The sequence below is a fragment of the Streptomyces sp. NPDC107538 genome, assembly GCF_055657445.1.
The window spans coordinates 766,971-791,226 of the sequence record NZ_JBVKAY010000003.1 but is presented as its reverse complement, the minus strand read 5'-3'; the positions used below and the strand labels follow the sequence as shown (position 1 = coordinate 791,226).

Genomic DNA, 24,256 nt, shown 5'->3' with positions numbered 1-24,256 from the left:
CACCCACCACCCGCCCCGACGCCCCCACCGTCGCCCTCACCCGCCCCCTCATCCGGCGCGCAGGGCCATCGTCATCGCCTCCACCGCCAGCAGGGGCGCCACATTCCTCTCCAACGCGTCCCGGCATCCGGCGATCGCGTCGATCCGCCGCAAGGTCGCCTCCGGTGTGCCGCCCCGCGCCATCCGCTCCAGGTTGTCCCGCATCTCGACGTTGGCGAGCGCGACCCGCGACCCCAGCTGCAGGGCCAGCACATCCCGGTAGAACCCGGTGAGTTCGGTCAGCGCGAGATCCAGGCTGTCCCGCTGCGCCCGCGTACGCCGCCGCTTCTGCTTGTCCTCCAGGTCCTTCATCACCCCCGCCGTGCCGCGCGGCATCCGCCCGCCCTGCACCGCGCCGAGCGCCGCTTTCAGCTCCTCGGTCTCCTTGGTGTCGACCTCTTCGGCCAGCTGCTTCGACTCCTCCGAAGCGGCGTCCACCAGCTCCTGCGCGGCCTTGAGACACCTCCCGATGTCCTCCACCCGCAACGGCAGCTTCAGCACGGCGGCCCGCCGCTCCCGGGCCCGCGGATCGGTGGCCAGCCGCCGGGCCCGCTCGATGTGCCCCTGGGTCGCCCGGGCGGCCACCGCCGCCGCCTCCGGCTCGATGCCCTCCCGCCGTACGAGCATGTCCGCGACCGCCTCCACCGACGGCGTGAGCAGCCCGACGTGCCGGCACCGCGACCGAATGGTCGGCAGCACGTCGTCCAGCGAGGGCGCGCACAGCAGCCACACCGTACGGGGGGCGGGCTCCTCCACGGCCTTCAGCACCGCGTTCGCCGACTTCTCGTTCAGCCGCTCGGCGTCCTCGACCAGAATCACCTGCCACCGCCCGTTGGCCGGCGAGGTGAACGACTTCCGCACGGTGTCCCGCATGTCGTCGGCGAGGATCTGCGTGCCCACCGCCGCCACGGTGCTGACATCCGCGTGCGTCCCCACCAGCGCCGTATGACACCCGTCGCAGAACCCGCACCCCGGGCTCCCCCCGAGCGCCCGGTCCGGACTCACACACTGCAGCGCCGCCGCGAACGCCCGCGCCGCCGTCACCCGCCCCGACCCCGGCGGCCCCGTGAACAGCCACGCGTGCGTCATCTTCGACGCCTCCGGAGGCGCGGCCCCCGTCGCCGCCGCCGTCACGATCGCGTCCGCGTCCCGAGCAGCCGCGTCGAGCTGCCCACTCAACCGCTCCTGCCCCACGAGGTCGTCCCACACGGCCATGCCCCACCACCCTCCGTCCCACAAGCCCACTCAGCGCCCATTGTGCGCGCCCCCACTGACACCCACACCAACCGACAGCCACCCACCCCGAACGGCGGGGAGGCCGCAAACGGACGCGAGGGGCCGTGCCGGTGCGTAGCAGTCCGTCGCATACAGCGGCCCAGAGAACGGCCCCCTACTCACCCCCGGGCCGTAGGGCCACCCGCGACGGACTCTACGCACCGGCACGGCCCCGCCCGCCCCACCGGCCACCCGCGCCCCACCAGGGGCGCGGGGAACTGCGCGAAAAACCGCAACCCCCACGCACCCGCACTCACACCCGCACTCACACCCGCACCCGCACCCGCACCCGACAACCAGGCACGCACCCACACCTCAGCGACGCCGCCCCCAACGCCCCCGCCCCTCGTCCCGCTCGTCCTCGCCATCGCCATCGTGCGACCCCAGCAACTCATCCGCCAACGTCGGCAGATCGTCCAACGGCGTCTCCTCGGCCCAGTCCGACCGAGGCCGCCGCCGAGGCACACCCTCCTCGTCGACCTGCGGAAGCTCCCGCGTCCGCCCCTCCGCCCCATCGGGCCCGGTCCGCTCGTCCCGGAAGTACCCCGGAGGCACGCGATCGTCCCGCACCGGCGGCAGCACAACGGTCTCATCGACCGCCCCCGAAGGCACCTGCGGCAACACCGTGGTCTCATCCTCCGCGGCCCCCGAGGACGGCACCGGCGGCTTCGGCAACTTCGCCGTCGTCTCGGAATCCGCCGCACGGTCCCCCCGCACCGGAGGCAACACAGCCGTCTCATCCACAGGCCCACCGGACGCGTTGGTCGGCGTCACCACCGGCGTCGGCACAGTCACCGCATCGTCGACCCCGGAAGCCCCGGAAGCCCCGGAAGCCCCGGAAGCTCCGAAAGCCCCCGCCGCCCCCTCACGCTCATCCCCAGCAGAAGCGGCCCGCGCAGCCTCGGCCGCAGCCGCAGCCACCCGCTCCGCCGCAACCCGATCAGCCTCAGCCCGCTCCCCCGCGGCGCGCTCCGCCGCAACCCGCTCCGCCTCGACCCGAGCCGCCCGCTCGGCCTCCGCCGCCGCGGCCACCCGCCGCGCCTCCTCGGCCCGCAGCAGCGCCTCCTCGGCCTTCCGCTGCTTCTCCAGGCGGAGCGCCTCCGCCTCGGCCCGCAGCCGCTGCTCCTCCGCCTCCTGCTTGCGCCGCCGTTCCTCCTCGACCCGCCGCCGCTCTTCCGCCTCGGCCCGGGCCTTCTCCTCCGCGAGGAGCCGCGCCTGCTCCTCCTCGGCCTTGCGGCGCGCTTCCTCGGCCCGCTGCCGGGCCTCCTCCGCCTGCCGTTCCGCCTCGCGCCGCTGAGCCTCTTCCAGCTCGCGCCGCTTGCGCTCCTCCTCCTCGGCCCGCAGCCGCGCCAGTTCCTCCTGGCGCTCCCGCTCCAGCCGCTCTTCCTCGGCCTTCCGCGCGGCCTCTTCCTCGGCCTTGCGGCGCGCTTCCTCCTCGGCCTTGCGCCGGGCCTCCTCCTGCGCCTTCACCTCGGCCTCGGACAGCGGCAGCATCACATCGAGCCGAGCCCGGACCACCGTGGTGACCGCCTCGGGATCCTGCGCGGCGTCGACCACCAGATAGCGCCCGCCGTCCGCCGCGGCGAGGGTCAGGAACCCGGCCCGCACCCGCTCGTGGAACTCGGCCGGCTCGGACTCCAGCCGGTCCGGCGCCTCGGTGAACCGCTCCCTCGCGGCCTCCGGCGAGACATCCAGCAGCACCGTCAGATGAGGCACCAACCCGTCCGTCGCCCACCGCGAGATCCGGGCGATCTCCGTCGGCGAGAGATCCCGCCCGGCTCCCTGATAAGCCACCGACGAATCGATGTACCGATCCGAGATGACGACGGCACCCCGCTCCAGCGCGGGCCGCACCACGGTGTCCACATGCTCGGCGCGGTCCGCCGCGTACAGCAGCGCCTCGGCCCGGTGCGACAGCCCGGCGCTCGACACGTCCAGCAGGATCGACCGCAGCCGCTTCCCCACCGGGGTCGCCCCCGGCTCCCGTGTGACCACGACCTCGTGCCCCTTGGCCCGGATCCATTCGGCGAGCGCCTCGACCTGGGTGGACTTCCCGGCGCCGTCCCCGCCCTCCAGGGCGATGAAGAACCCTGAAGCGGCAGGCGCCTGCACGGGGTCGTCGCCCTTCAGCAACGCGTCCCGCAGATCCTGCCGGAGCGGCACTCCGGACCGGTCGTCGACCTTGGCCAGCACCAGCGCGGCCACCGGCAGCAGCAACGCCCCCACCAGCATCAGCGTGAACGCCGCACCGCCGTGCGCGAACACGAACTTGCCGCTCTCCAGCCGGTGCGGCCCGATGACGGCGGCGACCAGCGGAGCGACGAGCACCGCCAACGCCACGAACACCCGTACGACAGCATGGAGATGCTCGGTGGTCCGCGCGCGCCGGAAGTCCTCGGCCTCCTGGTCGAGCAGTGTGTGCCCGGTGTTCGCGGCGATGCCCGCACCGACACCGGCCAGTCCCAGGATCAGCACGACGCTGGTGACATCCGGGGTCAGTCCGGCGGCGAGCAGCGCGACACCGGTGAAGGCGATCGCGAGGGCGAGCAGCCGGCGCCGGGAGAGCGAGGGCAGTACGGCGGAGGCCCGTCGGATCCCGATGACCACACCACCGGTCAGCGCGCCGACGAACAGCCCGTACATCACGGGTCCGCCGCCCAGGTCCTTGGCGTGCAGCACGGCGACGGCGACCACCGCGGCGACCGCACCGGCCACCGCACCGCAGGCGGGCACCAGCAGCGGGATCGCGCCCGTGCGCCCCTTGTCGACACCGGTGCCGGTCTTGGGCCGGCGCAGCCCCTCCAGCGGCGACCGCGCGCGCGGGGTGCGTGTCCTGGGCAGTTCGAGGAAGGTCACCAACGACAGCGAGGCGGCGAAGAGCCCGGCGGCGACGTACGAGGCCAGCGCGGCCTGGTGCTGTCCGAACCAGTCGATGCCCGCGCCCAGCAGGTTGTTGAGCAGCGAGGCGACGACGAGGACGGCCGCCGCGAGCGGCACGGCGACGAATCCGGTACGCAGGGCCAGGCGCCGCAGGGCGTCCATGTGGTCCGGCAGCGGCCGTACGGTCGCGCCCTCCGGCGGCGGCGCGGGCAGCAGCGCGGGGGCCGCGCTCTCCCGGCAGACCGTCCAGAACCGCTCGGCGACACCGGCCACGAACGCGGTGATCAGCAGCACCGCGAGCGCGTTGTCCGGCGTCCAGTCGATCCACAGGGGCGCGACGATCAGCAGCAGGACCCGTACGCCGTCGGCGCCGACCATGGTCCAGCGGCGGTCGAGCGGGCCCTCCTGCGCGGTCAGCGAGGTGAGCGGCCCGAGGAGTACGGCCCCGAAGAGCAGCGTGGCGAGGGCGCGCGTGCCGAAGACGGCCGCGACGGTGAGCGCGACGCCCCGATAGCCGCCCCCGAAGGAGCCCTCGGCGATCGCCGCCTGGAAGGCGAGGAGCACCAGCACGAACAGTGCGAGTACATCGCCCACACCGCCCACGAGTTGGGCGCCCCACAAGCGTTTCAGCTGCGGCCGACGCAACAGCGCCCGGACGGCGCGCTCCCTGGAATCCGCCGTCAGGGCGTCGTCGGAGGCCGGTTGGTGGGCCGTCGGCTGCTCGGCTCGCATCATGCTTTCAGCCTATCGGCACCCACCGACACCCAGAAGCAGCGCCCGAACGCACGCACGCCGCATCACCAAGTCACACAAAACACACACATTCGACAAGGCGAAGACGGAAACATCCAGCCACCGCCAAGCACCCGCGCCCCATCAGGGGCGCGGGGAACTGCGCGACCAGCCACATCGAACCCGCAGCCGCAAAAGCACCCGCACCCCCGAGCTACTAGGCGCCAGTCCCTACGAGGCGCCGTCCCCACTCCCCACAGCCTTCTTCGCAGCCACCTCCTTGGCAGGCGCGGCCTTCTTCGCGGCGGCGGCGGTCTTCGAAGTAGCCGTCTTCTTCGCGGCAGCCTTCTTCGCCGGCGCGGCCTTCTTCGCTGCGGCCGTGGTCGCCGTCTTCTTCGCCGGCGCCTTCTTGGCGGGCGCCTTCTTGGCCGTCTTCTTGGCGGGCCCCTTCGCCCGCTTCTCCGCCAGCAGTTCGAACCCGCGCTCGGGCGTGATCTCCTCCACGCTGTCCCCGGACCGCAGCGTCGCGTTGGTCTCGCCGTCGGTGACGTACGGCCCGAAGCGGCCGTCCTTCACCACGACCGGCTTCGCGCTGACCGGGTCCTCGCCCAGCTCCTTCAGCGGCGGCTTGGCCGCGGCCCGCCCGCGCTGCTTGGGCTGGGCGTAGATCGCCAGCGCCTCTTCCAGGGTGATCGTGAAGAGCTGGTCCTCGGTCTGCAGCGACCGCGAGTCCGTGCCCTTCTTCAGGTACGGCCCGTACCGCCCGTTCTGCGCGGTGATCTCCTGGCCCTCGGCGTCGGCGCCGACGATGCGCGGCAGCGACATCAGCTTCAGCGCGTCGGCCAGCGTCACCGTGTCCAGCGACATCGACTTGAACAGCGAGGCCGTACGCGGCTTGACCGCGTTCTTGCCGGTCTTCGGGGTGCCCTCGGGGAGCACTTCGGTGACGTACGGGCCGTAGCGGCCGTCCCGGGCGATGATCTGGTGGCCGGTCGCCGGGTCGGCGCCCAGCTCGAAGTCACCGCTCGGCTTGGCGAGCAGTTCCTCGGCCAGCTCGACGCTCAGCTCGTCCGGGGCGAGGTCCTCGGGCACGTCCGCCCGCTGATGACCCTCGGCGTCCTTCTCACCGCGCTCGATGTACGGGCCGTAGCGCCCGACGCGCAGCACGATGCCGTTGCCGACGGGGAAGGAGGAGACCTCGCGGGCGTCGATCGCGCCCAGGTCGGTCACCAGCTCCTTGAGGCCGCCGAGGTGGTCCCCGTCGCCGTTGCCGGCCTCGGCCGCCGCCGTACCACCCGCGTCCGCGCCCGTGCTCTCGCCGAAGTAGAACCGCTTCAGCCACGGCACCGACTGGGCCTCGCCGCGGGCGATGCGGTCGAGGTCGTCCTCCATCTTGGCGGTGAAGTCGTAGTCGACGAGCCGCCCGAAGTGCTTCTCCAGCAGGTTGACCACGGCGAAGCTCAGGAAGGACGGCACGAGCGCCGTGCCCTTCTTGAAGACATAGCCCCGGTCGAGGATCGTGCCGATGATCGACGCGTACGTCGACGGGCGGCCGATCTCGCGCTCCTCCAGCTCCTTGACCAGCGAGGCCTCGGTGTAGCGGGCCGGGGGCTTGGTGGCGTGCCCGTCGACCGTGATCTCCTCGGCGGAGAGCGGGTCGCCCTCGGCGACCTGCGGCAGCCGGCGCTCGCGGTCGTCCAGCTCGGCGTTCGGGTCGTCGGCGCCCTCGACGTAGGCCTTGAGGAAGCCGTGGAAGGTGATCGTCTTGCCGGAGGCGCTGAACTCGGCGTCCCGGCCGTCGGAGGTGGTGCCACCGATCTTGACGGTGACGCTGTTGCCCGTGGCGTCCTTCATCTGAGAGGCGACGGTCCGCTTCCAGATCAGCTCGTACAGCTTGAACTGGTCGCCGGTCAGTCCGGTCTCGGCGGGCGTGCGGAAACGATCACCCGAGGGCCGGATCGCCTCGTGCGCCTCCTGCGCGTTCTTGACCTTCCCGGCGTACGTCCGGGGCTGCGCCGGCAGGTAGTCGGCGCCGTACAGCTGGGTGACCTGGGCGCGGGCGGCGGCCACGGCGGTGTCGCTGAGCGTCGTGGAGTCCGTACGCATATAGGTGATGAAGCCGTTCTCGTACAGCTTCTGCGCCACCTGCATCGTCGCCTTGGCCCCGAAGCCCAGCTTGCGCGAGGCCTCCTGCTGGAGCGTGGTCGTCCGGAACGGGGCGTACGGCGAGCGGCGGTACGGCTTGGACTCGACGGAGCGGACGGAGAACCGGGTGTTCTCCAGGGCGGCGGCCAGCGCGCGGGCGTTCGCCTCGTCCAGGTGCAGGACGTTCGCGCCCTTCAGCTGCCCGAGCGAGTCGAAGTCGCGGCCCTGGGCGACGCGGCGGCCGTCGACCGACTGGAGGCGGGCGACCAGCGACGACGGGTCGGAGGCGTCACCGGCGCGGCCGGTGGCGAAGGTGCCGGTCAGGTCCCAGTACTCGGCCGAGCGGAAGGCGATGCGCTCGCGCTCCCGTTCGACGACGAGCCGGGTCGCGACGGACTGGACGCGGCCCGCCGACAGCCGCGGCATGACCTTCTTCCACAGGACCGGCGAGACCTCGTAGCCGTAGAGGCGGTCGAGGATGCGGCGGGTCTCCTGGGCGTCGACCAGCTTCTGGTTCAGCTCGCGAGGGTTGGCGACGGCGGCCTGGATCGCGGCCTTGGTGATCTCGTGGAAGACCATCCGCTTGACCGGGACCTTGGGCTTGAGCACCTCCTGGAGGTGCCAGGCGATGGCCTCGCCCTCGCGGTCCTCATCGGTGGCGAGGAAGAGTTCGTCGGACTCCTTGAGCAGGTCCTTGAGCTTCCTGACCTGCGCCTTCTTGTCCGCGTTGACCACGTAGACGGGCGCGAAGTCGTGCTCGACGTCCACGCCGAGGCGGCGCACCTCGCCGGTGTACTGCTCGGGCACCTCCGCGGCGCCGTTGGGAAGGTCGCGGATGTGCCCCACGCTCGCCTCGACGATGTAGCCGGGGCCGAGATAGCCCTTGATCGTCTTCGCCTTGGCAGGCGACTCGACGATGACGAGTCGGCGGCCGCCCTTCGCGGTCTCGCTGGTCGGGGACAACTTCGCTCTTCTCTCCGGTCGACGCTGGGTCTCCCCAGGCTTGCGTCCCGGGGCGAGCGCCCCCTGCGGCCGGTGCCTGGCACGGGGCTCGGCGGTCGGCCCGGGGGTCGGGTCATGCTGACGCTGCGGAGTGTGACGGTACATCCCGCCCCCGTGTCAAACGGGAAAAGCCCGCAACGGCCACTCGAACGGTAACCCGACTACCGCCATTCCTGCCGCCCGGCGTGGTCAGGGATCCGCTCGGGGCCTATGCGGAGGGTCACATCCCCGTTACCCCGCACACCCACCGGCTCCGGCTTCCCGGGCCCTCTCAGACGCGGGTGAGGCACCACGCGCCGAGCGCGAGGGCGGTCACCGCCGTGACGCTCGCGAGCGTCGCCGACATCACGGGACGCACCCCCTGGGCGACCGGCTCGCCCGCGCGCAACCGCCTCGCGGTCCACAGCAGCAGCCCGCCCCCGAACAGGGCGAACACCACTCCCGCGAAGATCGCCGGTCCGCTCTCCATGTCCCGTCCCTCCACCCCTCGACTGCCCCGGGAGGGGAGGCTGGCACGGACGGGAAGCGGGCGCGCGAACCCGAGGTGAACGCGAGGCGTCCCGGCTCTCAGACCGAGCCGGGCGTGGATATCTTCCCGGTCGTCTTCGACGCGTCGGCGTTGCGCACCGTGCACACCACCTTGTTGAAGCCCTTGTCCCATTCCTTCTCTTCGGACACCCATCCCGACACGATCAGGTCGGCGCCGGGTGCCCAACTCGTCTCGAACCTGTTGGTGCACAGCTTCCCGCCCTCGGCGAGGGCGCCGTCGAAGGTCATGTTGGAGGGCGCCTGGACCGATCCGACGACCTGGTCGGTGTGCGCTTCGGCACAGTCGGTCAGCGGGGCGTCGTAGCCCTCGTCCTCCCTGGTGGTGTAGTCCCAGCAGTCGCCGACGGCCATCTGCGTGGGCCACAGGTTCATGCCCGCGTCACGGAGCCGGCCCACCTCGCCGCCGATCGGGACGTGCTTGCCGAGGACGAGGCATGCCGTGCCGCCTTTGGCCGCGGTGAAGCCCGCCTTCGTCGGGAGGAGCGCGTAGACGTCCGCGTCGGGCAGGGCCTCGGCCGTCGGGCCGGCCTGGCCGGCGCAGCGCCGGGCGCCGTCGGCCTTGGCGTCCGCGGGGTCGGAGGCCGTCTCTATCGCCACAACCTGGCCGTCCGGCCAGTCCTCGTCGCAGTCGACCACGCCGAGGTCGGGCACCGAGTCGAACGCCGTCCCCGTCCAGACCGCCTTCACGCAGTCCCCCACCTCCAGCGCCTTCTTGAGGGCGGCCTGCTCGCCGTACGGGTACTCCGATCCCGGTGGGGACGCCAGTGCCTGCGGGGTGTCGGAGGGCTTGGGGTCCGGGTCGTCCCCGAAGTTCACCGCGGCCCAGGTCCCGCCGCCGGCCACCAGCAGCACGGCGACCACGATCGCGACGACCGCCGCCGCGGGTGTCTTCCGCTTCGGCCCGCCGGGCGGCGGCGGTCCCCCGGCGGTCATGGTCGGAAACCCGGCACTCCCCGGCGGCAGGCCCCCGCCACCCCCGTACGGCGTCGACGGGTTGGTCGCGTACGGCAGCGCCTGATGACCCGCGGTGCCGCCGTAGCCGCCCGGTGTCCGACCGCCGGCTCCGGCGCCGTACGGGGTGCCGGGAGTGCCCGCGTAGGGCGTGGCCCGGCCTCCCGCCGGGCTCCCGTACGGCGTGGCACCGCCGCCCCCGTAGGGGCTGTAACCGTCGTAGGGGCCCCGCGGCTGCTGCCACGGGTCGTACGGCGAGGGGCCGCCGCCCGGGGTGTTCGGCGTGTTCGGCGCCGCGGGCCCGCCGGGTGTGGGCGGGGCCCCCGGCGTCTGCGGTGTGTACGGCGTGTGGGGTGCGCCCGGCGTGTTCGGGGCGCCGCCGAGGCCGTGCTGCCCGGCGGCCACGTAACCGGGCGGCGCGCTCGCCACGTACCCCGGGGGCGCACCGGCGGTCGCGTGACCGCCGGGCGTACCCGGCGTACCGGGGGTGGCGGGAGTGTCGGGCGCACCGGGTGTACCAGGCGCACCGGGAGCCGGTCCGAAGGCGCCGGGTGCCGACGCGGGAGTGGCTCCCCAGCCCGGCGGGGTCGACGCTCCGCCCGCGCCGGTCACCCGCTCCAGGCCCCGGGCCACCGCCTCCGGCGACAGCCGGCGCACCGGGTCCTTGATGAGCAATCCGTGCAGGACGGGGGCGAGTTCACCGGCGCGGGCGGGCGGTGTCGGCTCCTCGCCGAGGAGGGCCGTGAGCGTGGCGTACTCGCCGTGCCGGTCGAAGGGGCCGCGGCCCTCGACCGCCGCGTACAGCGTGGCGCCGAGCGAGAACAGGTCGGCGGCCGGGGTCGGCGGCTCGCCCCGCGCGCGCTCCGGCGCCAGATAGCCGGGGGTGCCGAGGATGCCGGCGGTGGCGGTGAGCCGGGGTTCGCGGGACTCCGGCTGGAGCGCGATGCCGTAGTCGGTGAGCAGCACGCGCGCGTAGGGGTCGCCCGAGGCGTCGGCCGCGAGCAGGATGTTGGCCGGTTTCACATCCCGGTGGAGTATGCCGATCCGGTGTCCCGCGGTGAGCGCGTCAAGGACGGCGAGCCCGATCCGGGCGACCTGCTCGGGCGCGAGCGGACCCCGCTGCCGTACGACCGCCTGCAGGTCGATCGCGTCCGGTACGTACTCCATGACGATCCACGGCAGGCCCTCGTGGAGCACCACGTCGTGGACCGTGGCCACATGCGGATGGCCGCGCAGCCGGGCGGCGTGCCGGGCCTCGCTGCGGGCCCGGGCGATGCGCTGGGCGGGCTCGGTCGCGTCCAGCGGGACGTCGGGCAGGGAGATCTCCTTCATGGAGACCTCGCAGGCCAACTCCTCGTCGTACGCGAGCCAGACCCGGCCCATGCCGCCCGCGCCCAGGGTGCGCAGCAGGCGGTACCGGCCGTTGATGATCCTGCCCTGGCCCTGCTCCGGCGTATCCCCCGCCATCGCGACCCCCGATCCCCCAGAGACAGCGCGTGCCTCCCCCGAGGACACGTCGAATCCGTCTCTTGAAAATAGCTTCGCACGCACCACTGACAGGAGCCCTTTTACGGACCAATCCAGACAGAGGAGACACATGCATCCCAGGGGTGCGAACCCGTCCCGTACGTCACGGGAACGGGCGTCGCGCGGGGTGCCAGTACGGTCATCGGACGGTACGGAAATCGTCACCGGGCACGAGGGACCGATCGAGCGGACCGCGCGGACCGAGCGGGGCCGGGCGGGGTCGGCGGCTCACGGAGCCGGTTCGAGGAACCCCTGTTCGACGAGCAGCCTGATCTGGACCGGCGTACGGTCTCGCAGCGCCACCGGGTCCTCGCCGACGAGCTGGGCGATGGCGTCCAGAATCCGCCCCGCGCTGAGCGTGCCGTCGCACACACCGGCGAATCCCGCGCCGACCGTGTCCACCTTCGCGGCCCGGCGCATGCCCCGGTTCTGACGCAGCACCACATGCTCGGGGTCCTCGGCGCCGGGCAGTCCGACCTGCTCCTGGACGACCTCGGTGGTGAGCCGGAAGTGCGCGGCGAGGAGGGCCGCGTCGTCGTTCGCCCGCAGGTAGTCGACGCGCGCGAAGTGCTGCCGCACGGTCTCGCCGAGCGGTTGTTCGACCGGATGCGGCCATTCCTCGACGGTGATCGAGGGCGCGGAGTCCGCGGCGGCCGACTTCCGCAGCGTGATCCACCCGAACCCGACGCCCTTGACCTTGCGCGCCTCGAACTCGTCGAGCCACGCGTCGTACCGCGCCTGGTACTCGGTCACGTCACCGCGGTGGTCGCCGGCGTCCCGCAGCCACAACTCGGCGTACTGCGTCACGTCCTGGACCTCCCGCTGCACGATCCACGCGTCGCAGCCGCGCGGCACCCACGACCGGAGCCGCTCCTGCCAGTCCTCCCCCTCCACGTGCTGCCAGTTGGCGAGGAACTGCGCGAACCCGCCCTCGTTCAGCCGCTCCCCCGCCTGCTGAACAAGCGTTTGGCAGAGTTCGTCCCCGCCCATTCCGCCGTCGCGGTACGTCAGCCGGGCCCCGGGCGAGATCACGAACGGCGGATTGGACACGATCAGGTCGTACGTCTCGTCCGCCCGGACCGGCTCGAAGAGCGAGCCCTCGCGCAGATCTGCCGCCGGGGCTCCGGAGAGCGCCAGCGTGAGCGCCGTGATGTGCAGCGCGCGCGGGTTGAGATCGGTCGCCGTCACGCGCGTGGCGTGCTGGGCGGCGTGCAGCGCCTGGATGCCGGAGCCGGTGCCGAGGTCGAGGGCGGCGGCGACGGGCGTCCGCACGGTGATCCCGGCCAGCGTCGTGGACGCCCCGCCGACCCCCAGCACGACACGCTCGTCACGGCTCCCGATCCCCCCGGCCCCACCGACCGCGCACCCCAGGTCGGACACGATGAACCAGTCCTCGCCACCGGGCCCGCCGTAGGGCCGCACATCGACGGCGGCGGCGACCTGGTCCCCGTCCGCACCGACGCGAACGAGCCAGCCGCTCTCCACACACGCCTCGACGGGCAGCACACCGTCCACGCGCGCGTGGACGACCGGCTCCTGCAACAGGAACAGCCGCACGAGCGCCTCCAGCGCCGTGTCCCCCCGGGTCGCCCTCAGGGCCGGCACGACCTCGCTCCGCGCCAGCGCCGCGTACGCGGACGCCCCGAGCAGCTCGAGCAGCCCGTCGGCGGTGAAGTCGGCACCGAGCAGCGCCTCCCGAAGCCGCAGGGCGACATCGGTCCGGTCGGTGGAGGGCAGAGAAGACAGCCTGGAGTCATGCACGAAGCTCAGCGTAACGGCGTGGGCCCTGAGCCGTACTCAGCCGCGGGCAGTGATGCCGCAGGGGGCGGCATGCAGCGGCGCGCGGCGGACGCGGCTGCAGGCGGCTGCAGGCGGCTGGAGGCGGCTGGAGGCGGCTGCACCTCACAACCGCCGAGCCGCGGACCTCGATCCCGAGAAGGACCCCGATCAGCTCTTGGGCACCGCCGGTGCCGAAGCGGAACCGGACGTGGTGGCGGACTTGCAGCTCTCCTGCTCGGCCATCGCCTGCCCGACCTCCCCCTTCTCCAGCTCCTTCAACGCGTCGCTCCCGGTCTTGCTCAGCTTCTCCAGCTCGGTCGCGACCCCTTCGAGCCCGTCCGCGAACTTCGCCTGGTCCTTCGTGTTGAGCGCGTCCGACTTCTTCTTCAGCTCCCCGTACGCCGTGGACAGCTGGTTCAGCTCGGCCACCGCCGCCTTCTGCTTCTTCTCGCCGTCCTCGACGTCCGGCGCCCCGGCCTGCTGAATGGCCGTCGCCATCGCCTTGTACGCGTCGGAGATGTCCTGGAAGCCCTGGGAGTCGGCCTTCTGCACGTCCGCCGGTGCGCTGTCGTCCGAGGTCTCCTTCTGGATCGAGGCGTTGGCCGCCGCGATCTTCTTGATCTGCGGCTGTACGGAGTCGCAGACCTCCTTGGCCCAGGAGTTCAGCTTGTCGTTCGTCTCGTCGTCGCCGCCGCAGCCGGACAGCGCCAGTACCAGTACCGCACCGCCGGACAGTGCGGCCGCGAGCTTCTTGTTCACCGGATTGGTCCCTTCCATGGCTCTCGGCCCCGGAACATACACGCCGAATGGGAGCCACCTGTGTGCCGAGCACCCCCGGTGCACCCTTTTGTAACCGTTTGCACCAAGAGAGAGAAGGCTCACGGAGCCGCGGGCACAGACAAGGGCGGGCGGCCGACGCGTCAACACGCGCCGTCCGCCCGCCCCTTGAGCAGGACCCTCGCAGGCCCGGCCGAGAGACCGGCTACGAAACCACCGCTGGATCCGCCGACTTGGCCACCCGCTCGGAGTTGCCTTCGTCACCCACGGCGATGCCTCGCCGCTTGGAGACGTACACCGCGCCGACGATCACGGCGATCGAGGCCACCGCGATGGCGACGCGCAGCGCGACGCTCTTGTCCTCGCCGTAGCTGAACTGGACGACCGCGGGCGCGATGAGCAGCGCGACGAGGTTCATCACCTTCAGCAGCGGGTTGATGGCCGGTCCCGCCGTGTCCTTGAACGGGTCGCCGACCGTGTCGCCGATGACGGTCGCGGCATGGGCCTCGCTGCCCTTGCCACCGTGATGACCGTCCTCGACGAGCTTCTTCGCGTTGTCCCACGCACCACCGGAGTTGGCGAGGAACACCGCCATCAGCGTGCCGGTCCCGATCGCGCCGGCGAGATACGCGCCGAGCGCGCCGACCCCGAGCGTGAACCCGATGGCGATGGGCGCCATGACGGCGAGCAGACCGGGCGTGGCCAACTCGCGCAGGGCGTCCTTGGTGCAGATGTCGACGACCCGGCCGTACTCCGGCTGTTCGGTGTAGTCCATGATCCCGGGCCGCTCACGGAACTGCCGCCGCACCTCGTAGACCACCGAACCGGCCGACCGCGCGACCGCGTTGATCGCCAGCCCCGAGAAGAGGAAGACGACCGCGGCACCCGCGATGAGCCCGACCAGGTTGTTGGGCTGCGAGATGTCCATCATCAGGTTCATGGGCGCGCCCTCGCCGGAGACCTTCTCCCCGACGTCGTTCGCGGCCGTGAGGATCGCGTCGCGGTACGAGCCGAAGAGCGCGGCGGCCGCGAGGACTGCCGTGGCGATGGCGATGCCCTTGGTGATGGCCTTGGTGGTGTTGCCGACGGCGTCCAGGTCGGTGAGCACCTGCGCGCCCGCGCCCTCGACGTCACCGGACATCTCGGCGATGCCCTGCGCGTTGTCGGAGACCGGCCCGAAGGTGTCCATGGCGACGATGACGCCGACGGTGGTGAGCAGACCGGTACCGGCCAGCGCCACCGCGAACAGCGCGAGCATGATCGACGTACCGCCGAGCAGGAACGCCCCGTACACACCGAGACCGATCAACAGGGCGGTGTAGACGGCCGATTCCAGTCCGATGGAGATACCGGCGAGGACGACGGTGGCCGCGCCGGTCAGCGAACTCTTGCCGATGTCCTTCACCGGGCGCCGGGTGGTCTCGGTGAAGTAGCCGGTCAGTTGCTGGATCAGCGCCGCGAGCAGGATGCCGATGGCCACCGCGACGACCGCGAGGACCCGCGGATCGCCGTCGTGGCCCGCGATCGCCATGTCCGTGACGCCCTCGAGGTCGGCGTACGACGACGGCAGGTAGGCGTAGACGGCGATGGCGACGAGCACCAGCGAGATCACCGCGGAGATGAAGAAGCCGCGGTTGATGGCGGACATACCGCTGCGGTCCGTGCGGCGGGGGGCCACCGCGAAGATGCCGATCATGGCGGTGAGTACGCCGATCGCGGGCACGATCAGCGGGAACGCGAGCCCGGAGTCACCGAACGCCGCCTTGCCGAGGATCAGCGCGGCCACGAGCGTCACGGCGTACGACTCGAAGAGGTCGGCCGCCATGCCGGCGCAGTCGCCGACGTTGTCGCCCACGTTGTCGGCGATGGTCGCGGCATTGCGCGGGTCGTCCTCCGGAATGCCCTGCTCGACCTTGCCGACCAGGTCGGCGCCGACGTCGGCGGCCTTGGTGAAGATGCCGCCGCCGACTCGCATGAACATGGCGATGAGCGCGGCCCCGAGGCCGAAGCCCTCCAGCACCTTCGGCGCGTCGGCCGCGTAGACGAGAACCACGCAGGACGCGCCGAGGAGGCCGAGCCCCACCGTGAACATGCCGACGACGCCGCCGGTGCGAAATGCGATCTTCATCGCCTTGTGCGAGACGGCGGTGAGATCCTTTTCCGGCTCGCCTTCCGCTGGTGTCGCTTCCCGGGCCGCCGCGGCGACGCGCACATTGCTGCGTACGGCGAGCCACATACCGATATAACCGGTGGCCGCCGAGAACGCCGCGCCGATCAAGAAGAACACCGATCGTCCGGCGCGCTGATTCCAGTCGTCCGCGGGAAGCAGCATGAGCAGGAAGAACACGACGACGGCGAATACGCCGAGCGTGCGCAACTGCCGTGCCAGATAGGCGTTCGCGCCTTCCTGTACGGCCGCCGCGATCTTCTTCATGCTGTCGGTGCCCTCGCCCGCCGCGAGCACCTGGCGCACCAGGACCCCGGCGACGGCGAGCGCGGCCAGGGCCACGACACCGATGAGCATGACGATGATCCGGTTGTCGTCGGTCAGTACCGCGGCTGCGAAGTTCGCGGTGTGGTCAAACCTTTGAGGGGTAGAAAGCCCCGCCATTCGTCCTCCTTGACGCTGGGGCTGAGCTCAAGATGTGGACGGATTGTAGGGAGGTGCACCTGATCAAAACAGTGCGCGGGAAACGGAATTGGCCTTCACATGCCCTTCAGCAAATGATCCGCGCCCGACCACGCTACTCGAAAGAAGTAACGCCTCAAAGGCATTGACACTTGATCAATTATCACGTGAATGATCGTGAATTACTTCACGAATTCCGGTGTTCCGATGAACGGTGATCGGAATAACTGCCCGAAAAAACACGAAGGGCCCTGCTCAGCAGGGCCCTCGCGGTACTACGTGAAGCGGTACTACATGAAGTTGAGGAGACCGGGACGGAGAAGATCGGGACGGGGAGGATCAGGGCAGGACCGCGACCGACGGTGTCGTCGGCCAGGTCATCCGGATCAGTCCGCCGCTCTCCCCGGCCGAGACCTCGACGTCGTCGACGAGGCCGCTGATGACCGCGAGGCCCATGTCGTCCTCCTCGATCTCGACGTCCGCGTCACCGGCACCCGATGACCCGTCACCGGGCACGGCGTGCGGCGCCTCGTCACCGACCTCGATGGAGAACTGCTTCTCCTCCTCGATCAGCGACACCCGCACCGGCGCCGAGATACCGCTGCTCTGATGCAGTCCGACGGCACGGGTGCACGCCTCACCGACGGCCAACCTGACCTCGTCGAGGACGGCCTCGTCCACTCCGGCCCTGCGCGCCACCGCTGCCGCCACCAGTCGGGCGGTCCTGACGTGCTCGGGCAGCGCGCTGAAGCGGAGTTCAACGGTGGCCATGCATCCCCCTCGGAACTACGGGCGTGCTGTCGAAGGGCCGGGCCCTCGGGCCCGGTCCCCCCTCACTTGTCTCTTGCCGTTCCGGGCGCTGGGCCCGGGCGGGCGCGATCAGTCGGTGGCAGCCACCGCTTCGTCGACCGAGGTGTGAATCGGGAACACCTTGGTCAGACCGGTGATGCGGAAGATCTTCAAAATCCGCTCCTGGTTGCACACCAGACGCAGCGAGCCCTCATGGGCCCGTACGCGCTTCAGGCCGCCCACCAACACGCCGAGCCCGGTGGAGTCGAGGAAGTCGACGCCCTCCATGTCGACGACGAGGTGGAAACTCCCGTCGTTGACCAGCTCGACCAGCTGCTCACGCAGCTTGGGCGCGGTATAAACGTCGATTTCGCCACCGACCTCGACGACCGTACGATCGCCGACGGTACGGGTCGACAGGGACAGGTCCACGGATCCTCCAGCACCTTGCTATCGAGCGTTCGCCCCTCGGGACACCTCGGCTTGAAAGCCCCCGGGACGGTTCGCCAGCCGCGATGGCATTCAATCACTTACCGGCAGGCGTGCACGACGCCTTGGCTCCATTGTCCGTCACGCCGGTGACACACTCGATGCCGATGGCCAAGAATCACCGATCCGATCGATCCCCGACGGACACCGCCTCCAGCCCCTCGCCGGGCACGGTCCTGGACCGGCTCGCCTCGGGCCCGAGCCGGGCTTCGCGCATCACTCATACGGAGCATGTGCCCCCGCGCGCGGGTCGCCATGCCGTCTGGCCCGACCGGATCCGATCGGAGGTCGTCGCCGCCGTCCAGGCCGCGGGAATCGAACATCCCTGGGCCCACCAGGCACGCGTCGCCGAGCACGCGCTCGACGGCGAGTCGGTCGTCGTCGCCACGGGCACCGCCTCCGGCAAGTCGATGGCCTACCTCGTCCCGGTCCTCTCCCGCCTCCTGGACGGCTCCGAGGCCCCCAACGGCCGTGGGGCGACCACCCTCTACCTGGCCCCCACCAAGGCCCTCGCGGCGGACCAGCGCCGATCCGTGAAGGAACTTTCACAACCTCTCGGAAACGCCGTGCGCCCGGCCGTGTACGACGGCGACACCCCCGTCGAGGAACGCGAATGGATCCGCCAGTACGCGAACTACGTCCTCACCAACCCCGACATGCTCCACCGCGGGATCCTCCCCTCCCACCCCCGCTGGTCCTCCTTCCTGCGTGCCCTCAAGTACGTCGTGATCGACGAGTGCCACACCTACCGCGGTGTCTTCGGCTCCCATGTCGCCCAGGTCCTGCGCCGTCTGCGCCGCCTCTGCGCCCGCTACGGCGCCGAACCCGTCTTCCTGCTCGCCTCCGCCACCGCCGCCGAACCCTCGGCCGCCGCCCGCCGCCTCACCGGCGTCCCGGTCACCGAGGTCGCGGACGACGCCTCACCCCGCGGTGAACTGGTGTTCGCCCTCTGGGAGCCCCCGCTCACCGAGCTGCACGGCGAGAAGGGTGCCCCCGTACGGCGTACGGCCACCGCGGAGACCGCCGACCTGCTCACCGACCTGACCGTCCAGGGCGTCCGCTCGGTCGCCTTCGTCCGCTCCCGGCGCGGCGCCGAGCTGATCTCCGTGATCGCCCAGGAACGCCTCGCCGAGATCGACCGCTCCCTCGCCCGCCGCGTCGCCGCCTACCGCGGCGGCTACCTCCCCGAGGAACGCCGCGCCCTCGAACGCGCCCTCCACTCCGGCGAACTCCTCGGCCTCGCCGCCACCACCGCCCTCGAACTCGGCATCGACATCTCCGGCCTGGACGCCGTCCTCATCGCCGGCTACCCCGGCACCCGCGCCTCCCTCTGGCAGCAGGCCGGCCGCGCCGGACGCGCCGGCCAAGGCGCCCTCGCCGTCCTCGTCGCCCGCGACGACCCGCTGGACACCTTCCTGGTCCACCACCCGGAGGCCCTGTTCGACCAACCGGTGGAATCGACCGTCCTCGACCCCGACAACCCGTACGTCCTCGCCCCCCATCTCTGCGCCGCCGCGGCGGAACTCCCCCTGACGGACGACGACCTCGCCCTGTTCGGCCCCGCCTGCGAGGACCTGCTGCCCCAGCTGGAGTCCGCGAAGCTGCTCCGCCGCCGCGCCAAGGCCTGGCACTGGACCCGCCGCGAACGGGCCGCCGACCTCGCCGACATCCGGGGCCAGGGCGGCCGCCCAGTCCAGGTCGTCGAGACCGGCACGGGCCGCCTCCTGGGCACGGTCGACGCGGGCGCCGCGCACACCACCGTCCACGAGGGCGCGGTCCATCTGCACCAGGGCCGTACGTACCTGGTGCGCGATCTGGACCTGGAGGACTCCGTCGCCCTCGTCGAACAGGCCGACCCGCCCTACTCGACGGTCGCCCGCGACACCACCGCCATCTCCGTCCTGGAGACCGACACCGAAGTCCCCTGGGGTGAGGGCCGCTTGTGCTACGGCTCCGTCGAAGTCACCAACCAGGTCGTCTCCTTCCTCCGCCGCCGCCTCATCACCGGCGAGGTCCTCGGCGAGTCCAAACTCGATCTCCCTCCTCGTACGCTGCGCACCCGCGCCGTCTGGTGGACCGTCACCGAGGACCAGTTGGACGCGGCCCGGATCAACCCCGAGATCCTCGGCGGCGCCCTGCACGCCGCCGAACACGCCTCGATCGGCATGCTGCCCCTCTTCGCGACCTGCGACCGCTGGGACATCGGCGGCGTCTCGGTCCCGCTCCACCCCGACACCCTGCTCCCGACGGTCTTCGTCTACGACGGCCACCCCGGCGGCGCGGGCTTCGCCGAGCGCGCCTTCCACACGGCCCGCGCCTGGCTCACCGCCACCCGCCAGGCCATCGCCTCCTGCGAGTGCGACGCCGGCTGCCCGTCCTGCATCCAGTCCCCCAAGTGCGGCAACGGCAACGACCCGTTGCACAAGCGCGGCGCCGTACGCCTCCTGACCGAACTCCTGCGCACCGCGCCCGAGGCTCCGCCGGAGGGACGGGTGCCGTAGGGCTCGGGGGTGCCCCCCGGCCCGGGAGTCCGGAGCGCCTCAGAACTCTGGGGCCACTGGAATTTGGCGGCTGTCGGTCGTGTGTAACTGGCCGCGCAGTGCCCCGCGCCCTCTGAGGGACGATTCCGCGAGACTGTCCGGTGTGTTCGGTGGCCCCGCGCGTGCCCTGGACTCGGCGGTGAGGGGGCCCATCGCCGAGGTGGCCGTGACGTCCGAGATCTCTCCCTGGAGCTCGCAGCGCACCAGCCGGCTGCCCTGGGCCTCAGCCACCCGTGCCGCCGTCGCGCAGGCACCTTCGGCGCCCTTCATCCAGTGGTCGGCGGCCGCGAGGGCCGCCAGATCGGCCGCCCCCTCCGCCTGATGCCGCATCACGACGGCCTGACCGAAGGCGAGTACGGCACCGAACACCGCGCACAGCACCGCGATCGCCCCGACCCCCCAGACGGTCGCGGACCCTCTGTCGGAGCCGGCCCGTCGCCCCGGAACCGAGCGAACGCCCCTGAGCCACCGGCCGAACCACGACAGCCCGCTCACCCGCCCACCTCCCCCACCGTCTCCTCCGCCAGCGCCACGGCGGCGTGGCTGAGGTCGAGGCCCAGTCCGTCCGGCCCCGGCGCGCGGGCCGAGACCACGACACGTACGAAGTCGCCCTCCCGGCCCACGCTCACCTCCGCCCCGTCCGGCGCCGTCCTCCGCGCCGCCGCCACGACCGCTCCCGGCGGGTCCTGCCGGGCCGCCGCCCGGGCACCGGCCCGGGCGGCGTCCACGACCTGGATCTGGGCGCAGGCGGCGAGCAGGGCCCACACGAGCGCCGTCGTGAGCAGCAGCATCACGGGCAGGGCCATGGCCGCCTCCGCCGTCACGAATCCGCCGTCGCCGCCCAGCAGCCGGCGGCGCCGACGTGGCTCACGCCCCGCCATTGAGGGCCCGCCCGACGATCTGCTGCAGTTCCGCCTGGACCTGCCCGCTGGTCACCACCTTGTAGAGCACCGCGGCGAAGGCCACCGCCGCGATGATCCCCACCGCGTACTCGGAGGTCACCATCCCCGCGTCCCTCCGCGCCGCCCGCACCCGGCACAGCACGGCACCCACCACCCGAGCCCGCACCGCGTCCCGCACGGCCTTCACCGCCGTCGCCACCGCTACCGTCGCTGCCGCCATTGCCTTCGCTGCCTTGTACATCTCAACCCCCGTGAGGTTCTGTCCCGTTGCCTGTCACCGACTGCTCACGGCCACTGCTGACCGCTCAAACCCGCCCCCTCATCCCCCACCCCCTCCCAACAACCCGTCCGCCAGCCCGATCACCACCGGCAGCACGCCCACCGCGATGAAGGCGGGCAGGAAGCACAGCCCCACCGGTGCGGTGACCATCACGGCGGCCCGGCGCGCTCGCTCCGTCGCCGAGCGGCCCCATTCGGCGCGGGCCTCGGCGGCGAGGCGGGCCACAGGAGAGGCGGCCGGTACACCGGACTCGTCGGCCCGCTCCAGAAGCCGCGCCAGGGCCCGGGCGCCGGGGAGGGCCGCCAACGCGCGCCACGCCTCGGCCGGTTCACCGCCGAGCCGCGTCTCCGCCGCCCCTCGGGCCAACCGGTCGCCCACCGGGCCTCCCAGGGCCTCTCCGACGGCCTGGGCCGCCGTCACCGGGCTCGCCCCGGCCGTGATGCAGGCGGCCAGCAGATCGGCGGCGAGCGGCAGTTGACGGGCGGCCTCCGCCGCGTCGTACGCCTCCACCAGATCCCCGCCCGCGCGCCGTGCCCTCCGCAGCCAGAGCCACGCCCCGACTCCGGCGGCCGACCCGACCAGCAGCCCCGGCAGACCGCCGACCAGCACCCATCCGGCGCAGACGGCCCCGGCGACCGGAAGCCATCGCCGTACGGCGCCCCGTGGCACGAGCCTCCGCCGGGGCTGCTCGGCCGCGAGAGCGAGCACCGAAGCCAGTCGGGCGCGCAACCTGCGCTCGCGTCGTGCGGTGGCGAGCGACCGAGCCGCCCACCACAGTCCCGTGAGCACACAGAGCACCACCCCCAGCCTGTGGACAACTTCGCCGCTCACGCCGCCTCAGCTCCCCGTACGATCCGCAGCGCCCACCACAGCCCCGCTCCCTCCAGCACCCCGCCGACGAGCAGACAGCCCATCCCGGCCGTGCTGTGCAGCACCACGTGCAGGGGGTCGGCGCCGAGCGCGGTGCCCAGCAGGAGGCCCAGCACCGGAAGCCCGGCGAGCATCACCGCCGTCGACCGGGCGCCGGCCAACTGGGCGCGCAGGTCGGCCCGCTGGTCCCGCTCGGCGCGCAGGGCGCCCTCCAGCCGGTCGAGCCCGGCGGCGAGCCCCGCACCCCGGTCGACGGCCACCCGCCAGCACGCGGCGAGCCCCAGCAGCCCCTCGGCACCCGGCCGCCGTGCCGCGTCCGCCAGCGCACGCGGTACGTCCCCGCCGAACCGCGCCGCGGCCAGCACCACCGCCTCGGCCTCCCCGAGCCCTCCGGAGTCCCGCACGGCCCGCGACAGTGCCTCACCCGGCTGCCGCCCGGCCCGCACCTCCCCGGCGAGCGCCGAGCACAGCGCGACCACGGCATCGCCCCGCCGCTCCCGGACCCGGCGCTCCTCCGCCGCCCTCCGCACCCGCCTCAGCAACGGCACCGCGGCCGCCCCCGCGAGCAGCGGCAGCACCGAGGCCCCCAGCACCCCGATCACCACCCCGGCCACCGCCGCCCACCACTCGGCCCCCAGCGCCCGCACCCGGCCGGCCATCCGCTCCCGGAGCGGTGGCCCCACCGCCCCGTCCCCGGGCAGCAACGACCTCGCCCGCCGCAACCCGGCACTCCTCCCCTCGTCCGACATCCAGGCCGCCGCACCGGCGCACATCAAGGCCACCACCCCCGAGATCTCCCCGACCCCCGTCATCACCGCTCACTCCCTTCCGGCGGGCCGTCGGCCCGCTCACGCGATCCGTCCGAGAACCCGTCACCCCGGCCGTGCGACCCGCCCCGCAGCAGCCCCCTCAACCGCTCCCACCCCCGCTCGTACACGAACGCCTCCTCGCCCCAGCGGAGCGCCGGCACGGTCACCACCAGCCCCGAGACGTCCCTCTCCAGCACGTGCACCTCGGCGATCCGGCGTCGCCCGTCCCGGTCCCGTACGAGGTGCAGCACCACGGACAGGGCGGCCGCCACCTGGCTGTGCAGCGCGGCCCGGTCGAGCCCGGCGGCCGTACCGAGGGCCTCCAGTCGGGCCGGCACCTGTCCCGCGGCGTTGGCGTGCAAGGTCCCGCAGCCGCCCTCGTGGCCCGTGTTGAGCGCCGCCAGCAGCGACACGACCTCGCTTCCGCGCACCTCGCCGACCACCAGCCGGTCCGGGCGCATCCGCAGCGCCTGCCGCACCAGGTCCTGGAGCTCGACGAGGCCCACGCCCTCCTGGTTGGCGGGTCTGCCCTCCAGCCGCACCACATGCGGATGGTCGGGCCGCAGCTCCGCCGAGTCCTCGGCCAGCACGATCCGCTCGCCGGGGTCGACCAGACCGAGCAGCGCGCTCAGAAGCGTGGTCTTGCCCGTCCCGGTCCCGCCGCTGATGACGTACGACAACCGGGAGCGGATCAGCGCCCGCAGGACGCGGTCGCCGCCGGGCGGGACCGTGCCCGCCGCCACCAGTTCGGCGAGGGTGAAGGCGCGGGGCCGTACGACCCGCAGGGACAGGCAGGTGGAGCCGACGGCCACCGGTGGGAGCACCGCGTGGAGCCGGGTGCCGTCCGGGAGCCGGGCGTCCACCCAGGGCCGGGCGTCGTCCAGCCGGCGTCCTGCGACGGCCGCCAGGCGCTGCGCGAGCCGTCGTACGGCGGCCGCGTCCGGGAAGGAGACCCCGGTCAGTTCCAGGCCGCCGCCCCGGTCCACCCACACGCGGTCGGGCGCCGACACCAGCACATCGGTGACCGACGGGTCCGCGAGGAGCGGCTCCAGCGGCCCGCTCCCCACCAGCTCGGAGCGCAACCGCTCGGCCGCCCCGAGCACCTCGGCGTCCCCGAGCACCCGCCCGCGCTCCCGCAGCGCCTGCGCCACCCGCGCGGGCGTCGGCTCGGCCCCGCTCTCCACGAGCCACTGGCGGACGCCGTCCAGCAGTCCGTCGTCGCGCATCCCGTTCACCGGACGCCACCCCCCGATCGGACACCGTCCGCGAGTCCCCCGCCCGGAAGCCGGCCC

17 protein-coding genes are annotated in these 24,256 nt (G+C 72.5%); 1 reads left to right on the top strand and 16 read right to left on the bottom strand.

Annotation, left to right across the window (positions count from 1 at the left end):
* Positions 1–48 precede the first annotated feature (48 nt).
* The 10 genes from ACZ7MG_RS14035 to bldG form a co-directional block, all read right to left on the bottom strand.
* Complete coding sequence (locus ACZ7MG_RS14035; RefSeq protein WP_471390381.1) at positions 49–1,254, bottom strand: DNA polymerase III subunit delta'; 1,206 nt, start codon at positions 1,252–1,254, stop codon at positions 49–51.
* 375 nt (positions 1,255–1,629) lie between these two features.
* Positions 1,630–4,929 carry a dTMP kinase gene (gene tmk, locus ACZ7MG_RS14030; protein ID WP_471390378.1) on the bottom strand — a complete coding sequence of 1,100 codons (3,300 nt, stop codon included), beginning with the start codon at positions 4,927–4,929 and terminating at the stop codon, positions 1,630–1,632.
* A gap of 228 nt (positions 4,930–5,157) precedes the next feature.
* Positions 5,158–8,034 (bottom strand): type I DNA topoisomerase, encoded by a 2,877-nt coding sequence (topA, locus tag ACZ7MG_RS14025; protein ID WP_471390376.1) that lies wholly within the window; start codon positions 8,032–8,034, stop codon positions 5,158–5,160.
* A 310-nt stretch (positions 8,035–8,344) separates the two neighbouring features.
* On the bottom strand, positions 8,345–8,542 hold the full coding sequence (locus tag ACZ7MG_RS14020; protein WP_471390373.1) for a hypothetical protein: 198 nt from the start codon (positions 8,540–8,542) through the stop codon (positions 8,345–8,347).
* Between the two features lie 98 nt (positions 8,543–8,640).
* Positions 8,641–11,040 carry a serine/threonine-protein kinase gene (locus ACZ7MG_RS14015; protein WP_471390370.1) on the bottom strand — a complete coding sequence of 800 codons (2,400 nt, stop codon included), beginning with the start codon at positions 11,038–11,040 and terminating at the stop codon, positions 8,641–8,643.
* A gap of 288 nt (positions 11,041–11,328) precedes the next feature.
* Positions 11,329–12,861: a DUF7059 domain-containing protein gene (locus tag ACZ7MG_RS14010; RefSeq protein ID WP_471390367.1), complete on the bottom strand. Its 1,533-nt coding sequence runs from the start codon at positions 12,859–12,861 to the stop codon at positions 11,329–11,331.
* A 186-nt stretch (positions 12,862–13,047) separates the two neighbouring features.
* Complete coding sequence (locus tag ACZ7MG_RS14005) at positions 13,048–13,656, bottom strand: small secreted protein (RefSeq protein WP_471390364.1); 609 nt, start codon at positions 13,654–13,656, stop codon at positions 13,048–13,050.
* Between the two features lie 205 nt (positions 13,657–13,861).
* Positions 13,862–16,267 carry a sodium-translocating pyrophosphatase gene (locus tag ACZ7MG_RS14000; RefSeq protein ID WP_471390362.1) on the bottom strand — a complete coding sequence of 802 codons (2,406 nt, stop codon included), beginning with the start codon at positions 16,265–16,267 and terminating at the stop codon, positions 13,862–13,864.
* Positions 16,268–16,624: 357 nt separating this feature from the next.
* Positions 16,625–17,056: an ATP-binding protein gene (locus ACZ7MG_RS13995; RefSeq protein WP_471390359.1), complete on the bottom strand. Its 432-nt coding sequence runs from the start codon at positions 17,054–17,056 to the stop codon at positions 16,625–16,627.
* 108 nt (positions 17,057–17,164) lie between these two features.
* Complete coding sequence (gene bldG / locus ACZ7MG_RS13990) at positions 17,165–17,506, bottom strand: anti-sigma factor antagonist BldG (RefSeq protein WP_005475923.1); 342 nt, start codon at positions 17,504–17,506, stop codon at positions 17,165–17,167.
* An 83-nt stretch (positions 17,507–17,589) separates the two neighbouring features.
* On the opposite strand from bldG, the gene ACZ7MG_RS13985 reads away from it, so the two are divergent.
* Positions 17,590–20,064 (top strand): DEAD/DEAH box helicase, encoded by a 2,475-nt coding sequence (locus ACZ7MG_RS13985; RefSeq protein WP_471390356.1) that lies wholly within the window; start codon positions 17,590–17,592, stop codon positions 20,062–20,064.
* 39 nt (positions 20,065–20,103) lie between these two features.
* Here ACZ7MG_RS13985 and ACZ7MG_RS13980 read toward each other — a convergent pair whose 3' ends face one another.
* The 6 genes from ACZ7MG_RS13980 to ACZ7MG_RS13955 form a co-directional block, all read right to left on the bottom strand.
* Positions 20,104–20,589, bottom strand: coding sequence for an Rv3654c family TadE-like protein (locus tag ACZ7MG_RS13980; RefSeq protein WP_471390653.1), 486 nt, complete (start codon positions 20,587–20,589; stop codon positions 20,104–20,106).
* 5 nt (positions 20,590–20,594) lie between these two features.
* On the bottom strand, positions 20,595–20,984 hold the full coding sequence (locus ACZ7MG_RS13975) for a TadE family type IV pilus minor pilin (RefSeq protein WP_471390354.1): 390 nt from the start codon (positions 20,982–20,984) through the stop codon (positions 20,595–20,597).
* On the bottom strand, positions 20,971–21,225 hold the full coding sequence (locus ACZ7MG_RS13970; protein WP_471390351.1) for a DUF4244 domain-containing protein: 255 nt from the start codon (positions 21,223–21,225) through the stop codon (positions 20,971–20,973). Before ACZ7MG_RS13970 ends, ACZ7MG_RS13975 begins: the two co-directional genes overlap by 14 nt.
* A gap of 99 nt (positions 21,226–21,324) precedes the next feature.
* Complete coding sequence (locus ACZ7MG_RS13965) at positions 21,325–22,116, bottom strand: type II secretion system F family protein (RefSeq protein ID WP_471390348.1); 792 nt, start codon at positions 22,114–22,116, stop codon at positions 21,325–21,327.
* Positions 22,113–22,967, bottom strand: coding sequence for a type II secretion system F family protein (locus ACZ7MG_RS13960; protein ID WP_471390346.1), 855 nt, complete (start codon positions 22,965–22,967; stop codon positions 22,113–22,115). The genes ACZ7MG_RS13965 and ACZ7MG_RS13960 overlap by 4 nt, the downstream gene beginning before the upstream one ends.
* Positions 22,967–24,190 carry a TadA family conjugal transfer-associated ATPase gene (locus tag ACZ7MG_RS13955; RefSeq protein WP_471390343.1) on the bottom strand — a complete coding sequence of 408 codons (1,224 nt, stop codon included), beginning with the start codon at positions 24,188–24,190 and terminating at the stop codon, positions 22,967–22,969. Before ACZ7MG_RS13955 ends, ACZ7MG_RS13960 begins: the two co-directional genes overlap by 1 nt.
* Between the last annotated feature and the right edge of the window lie 66 nt (positions 24,191–24,256).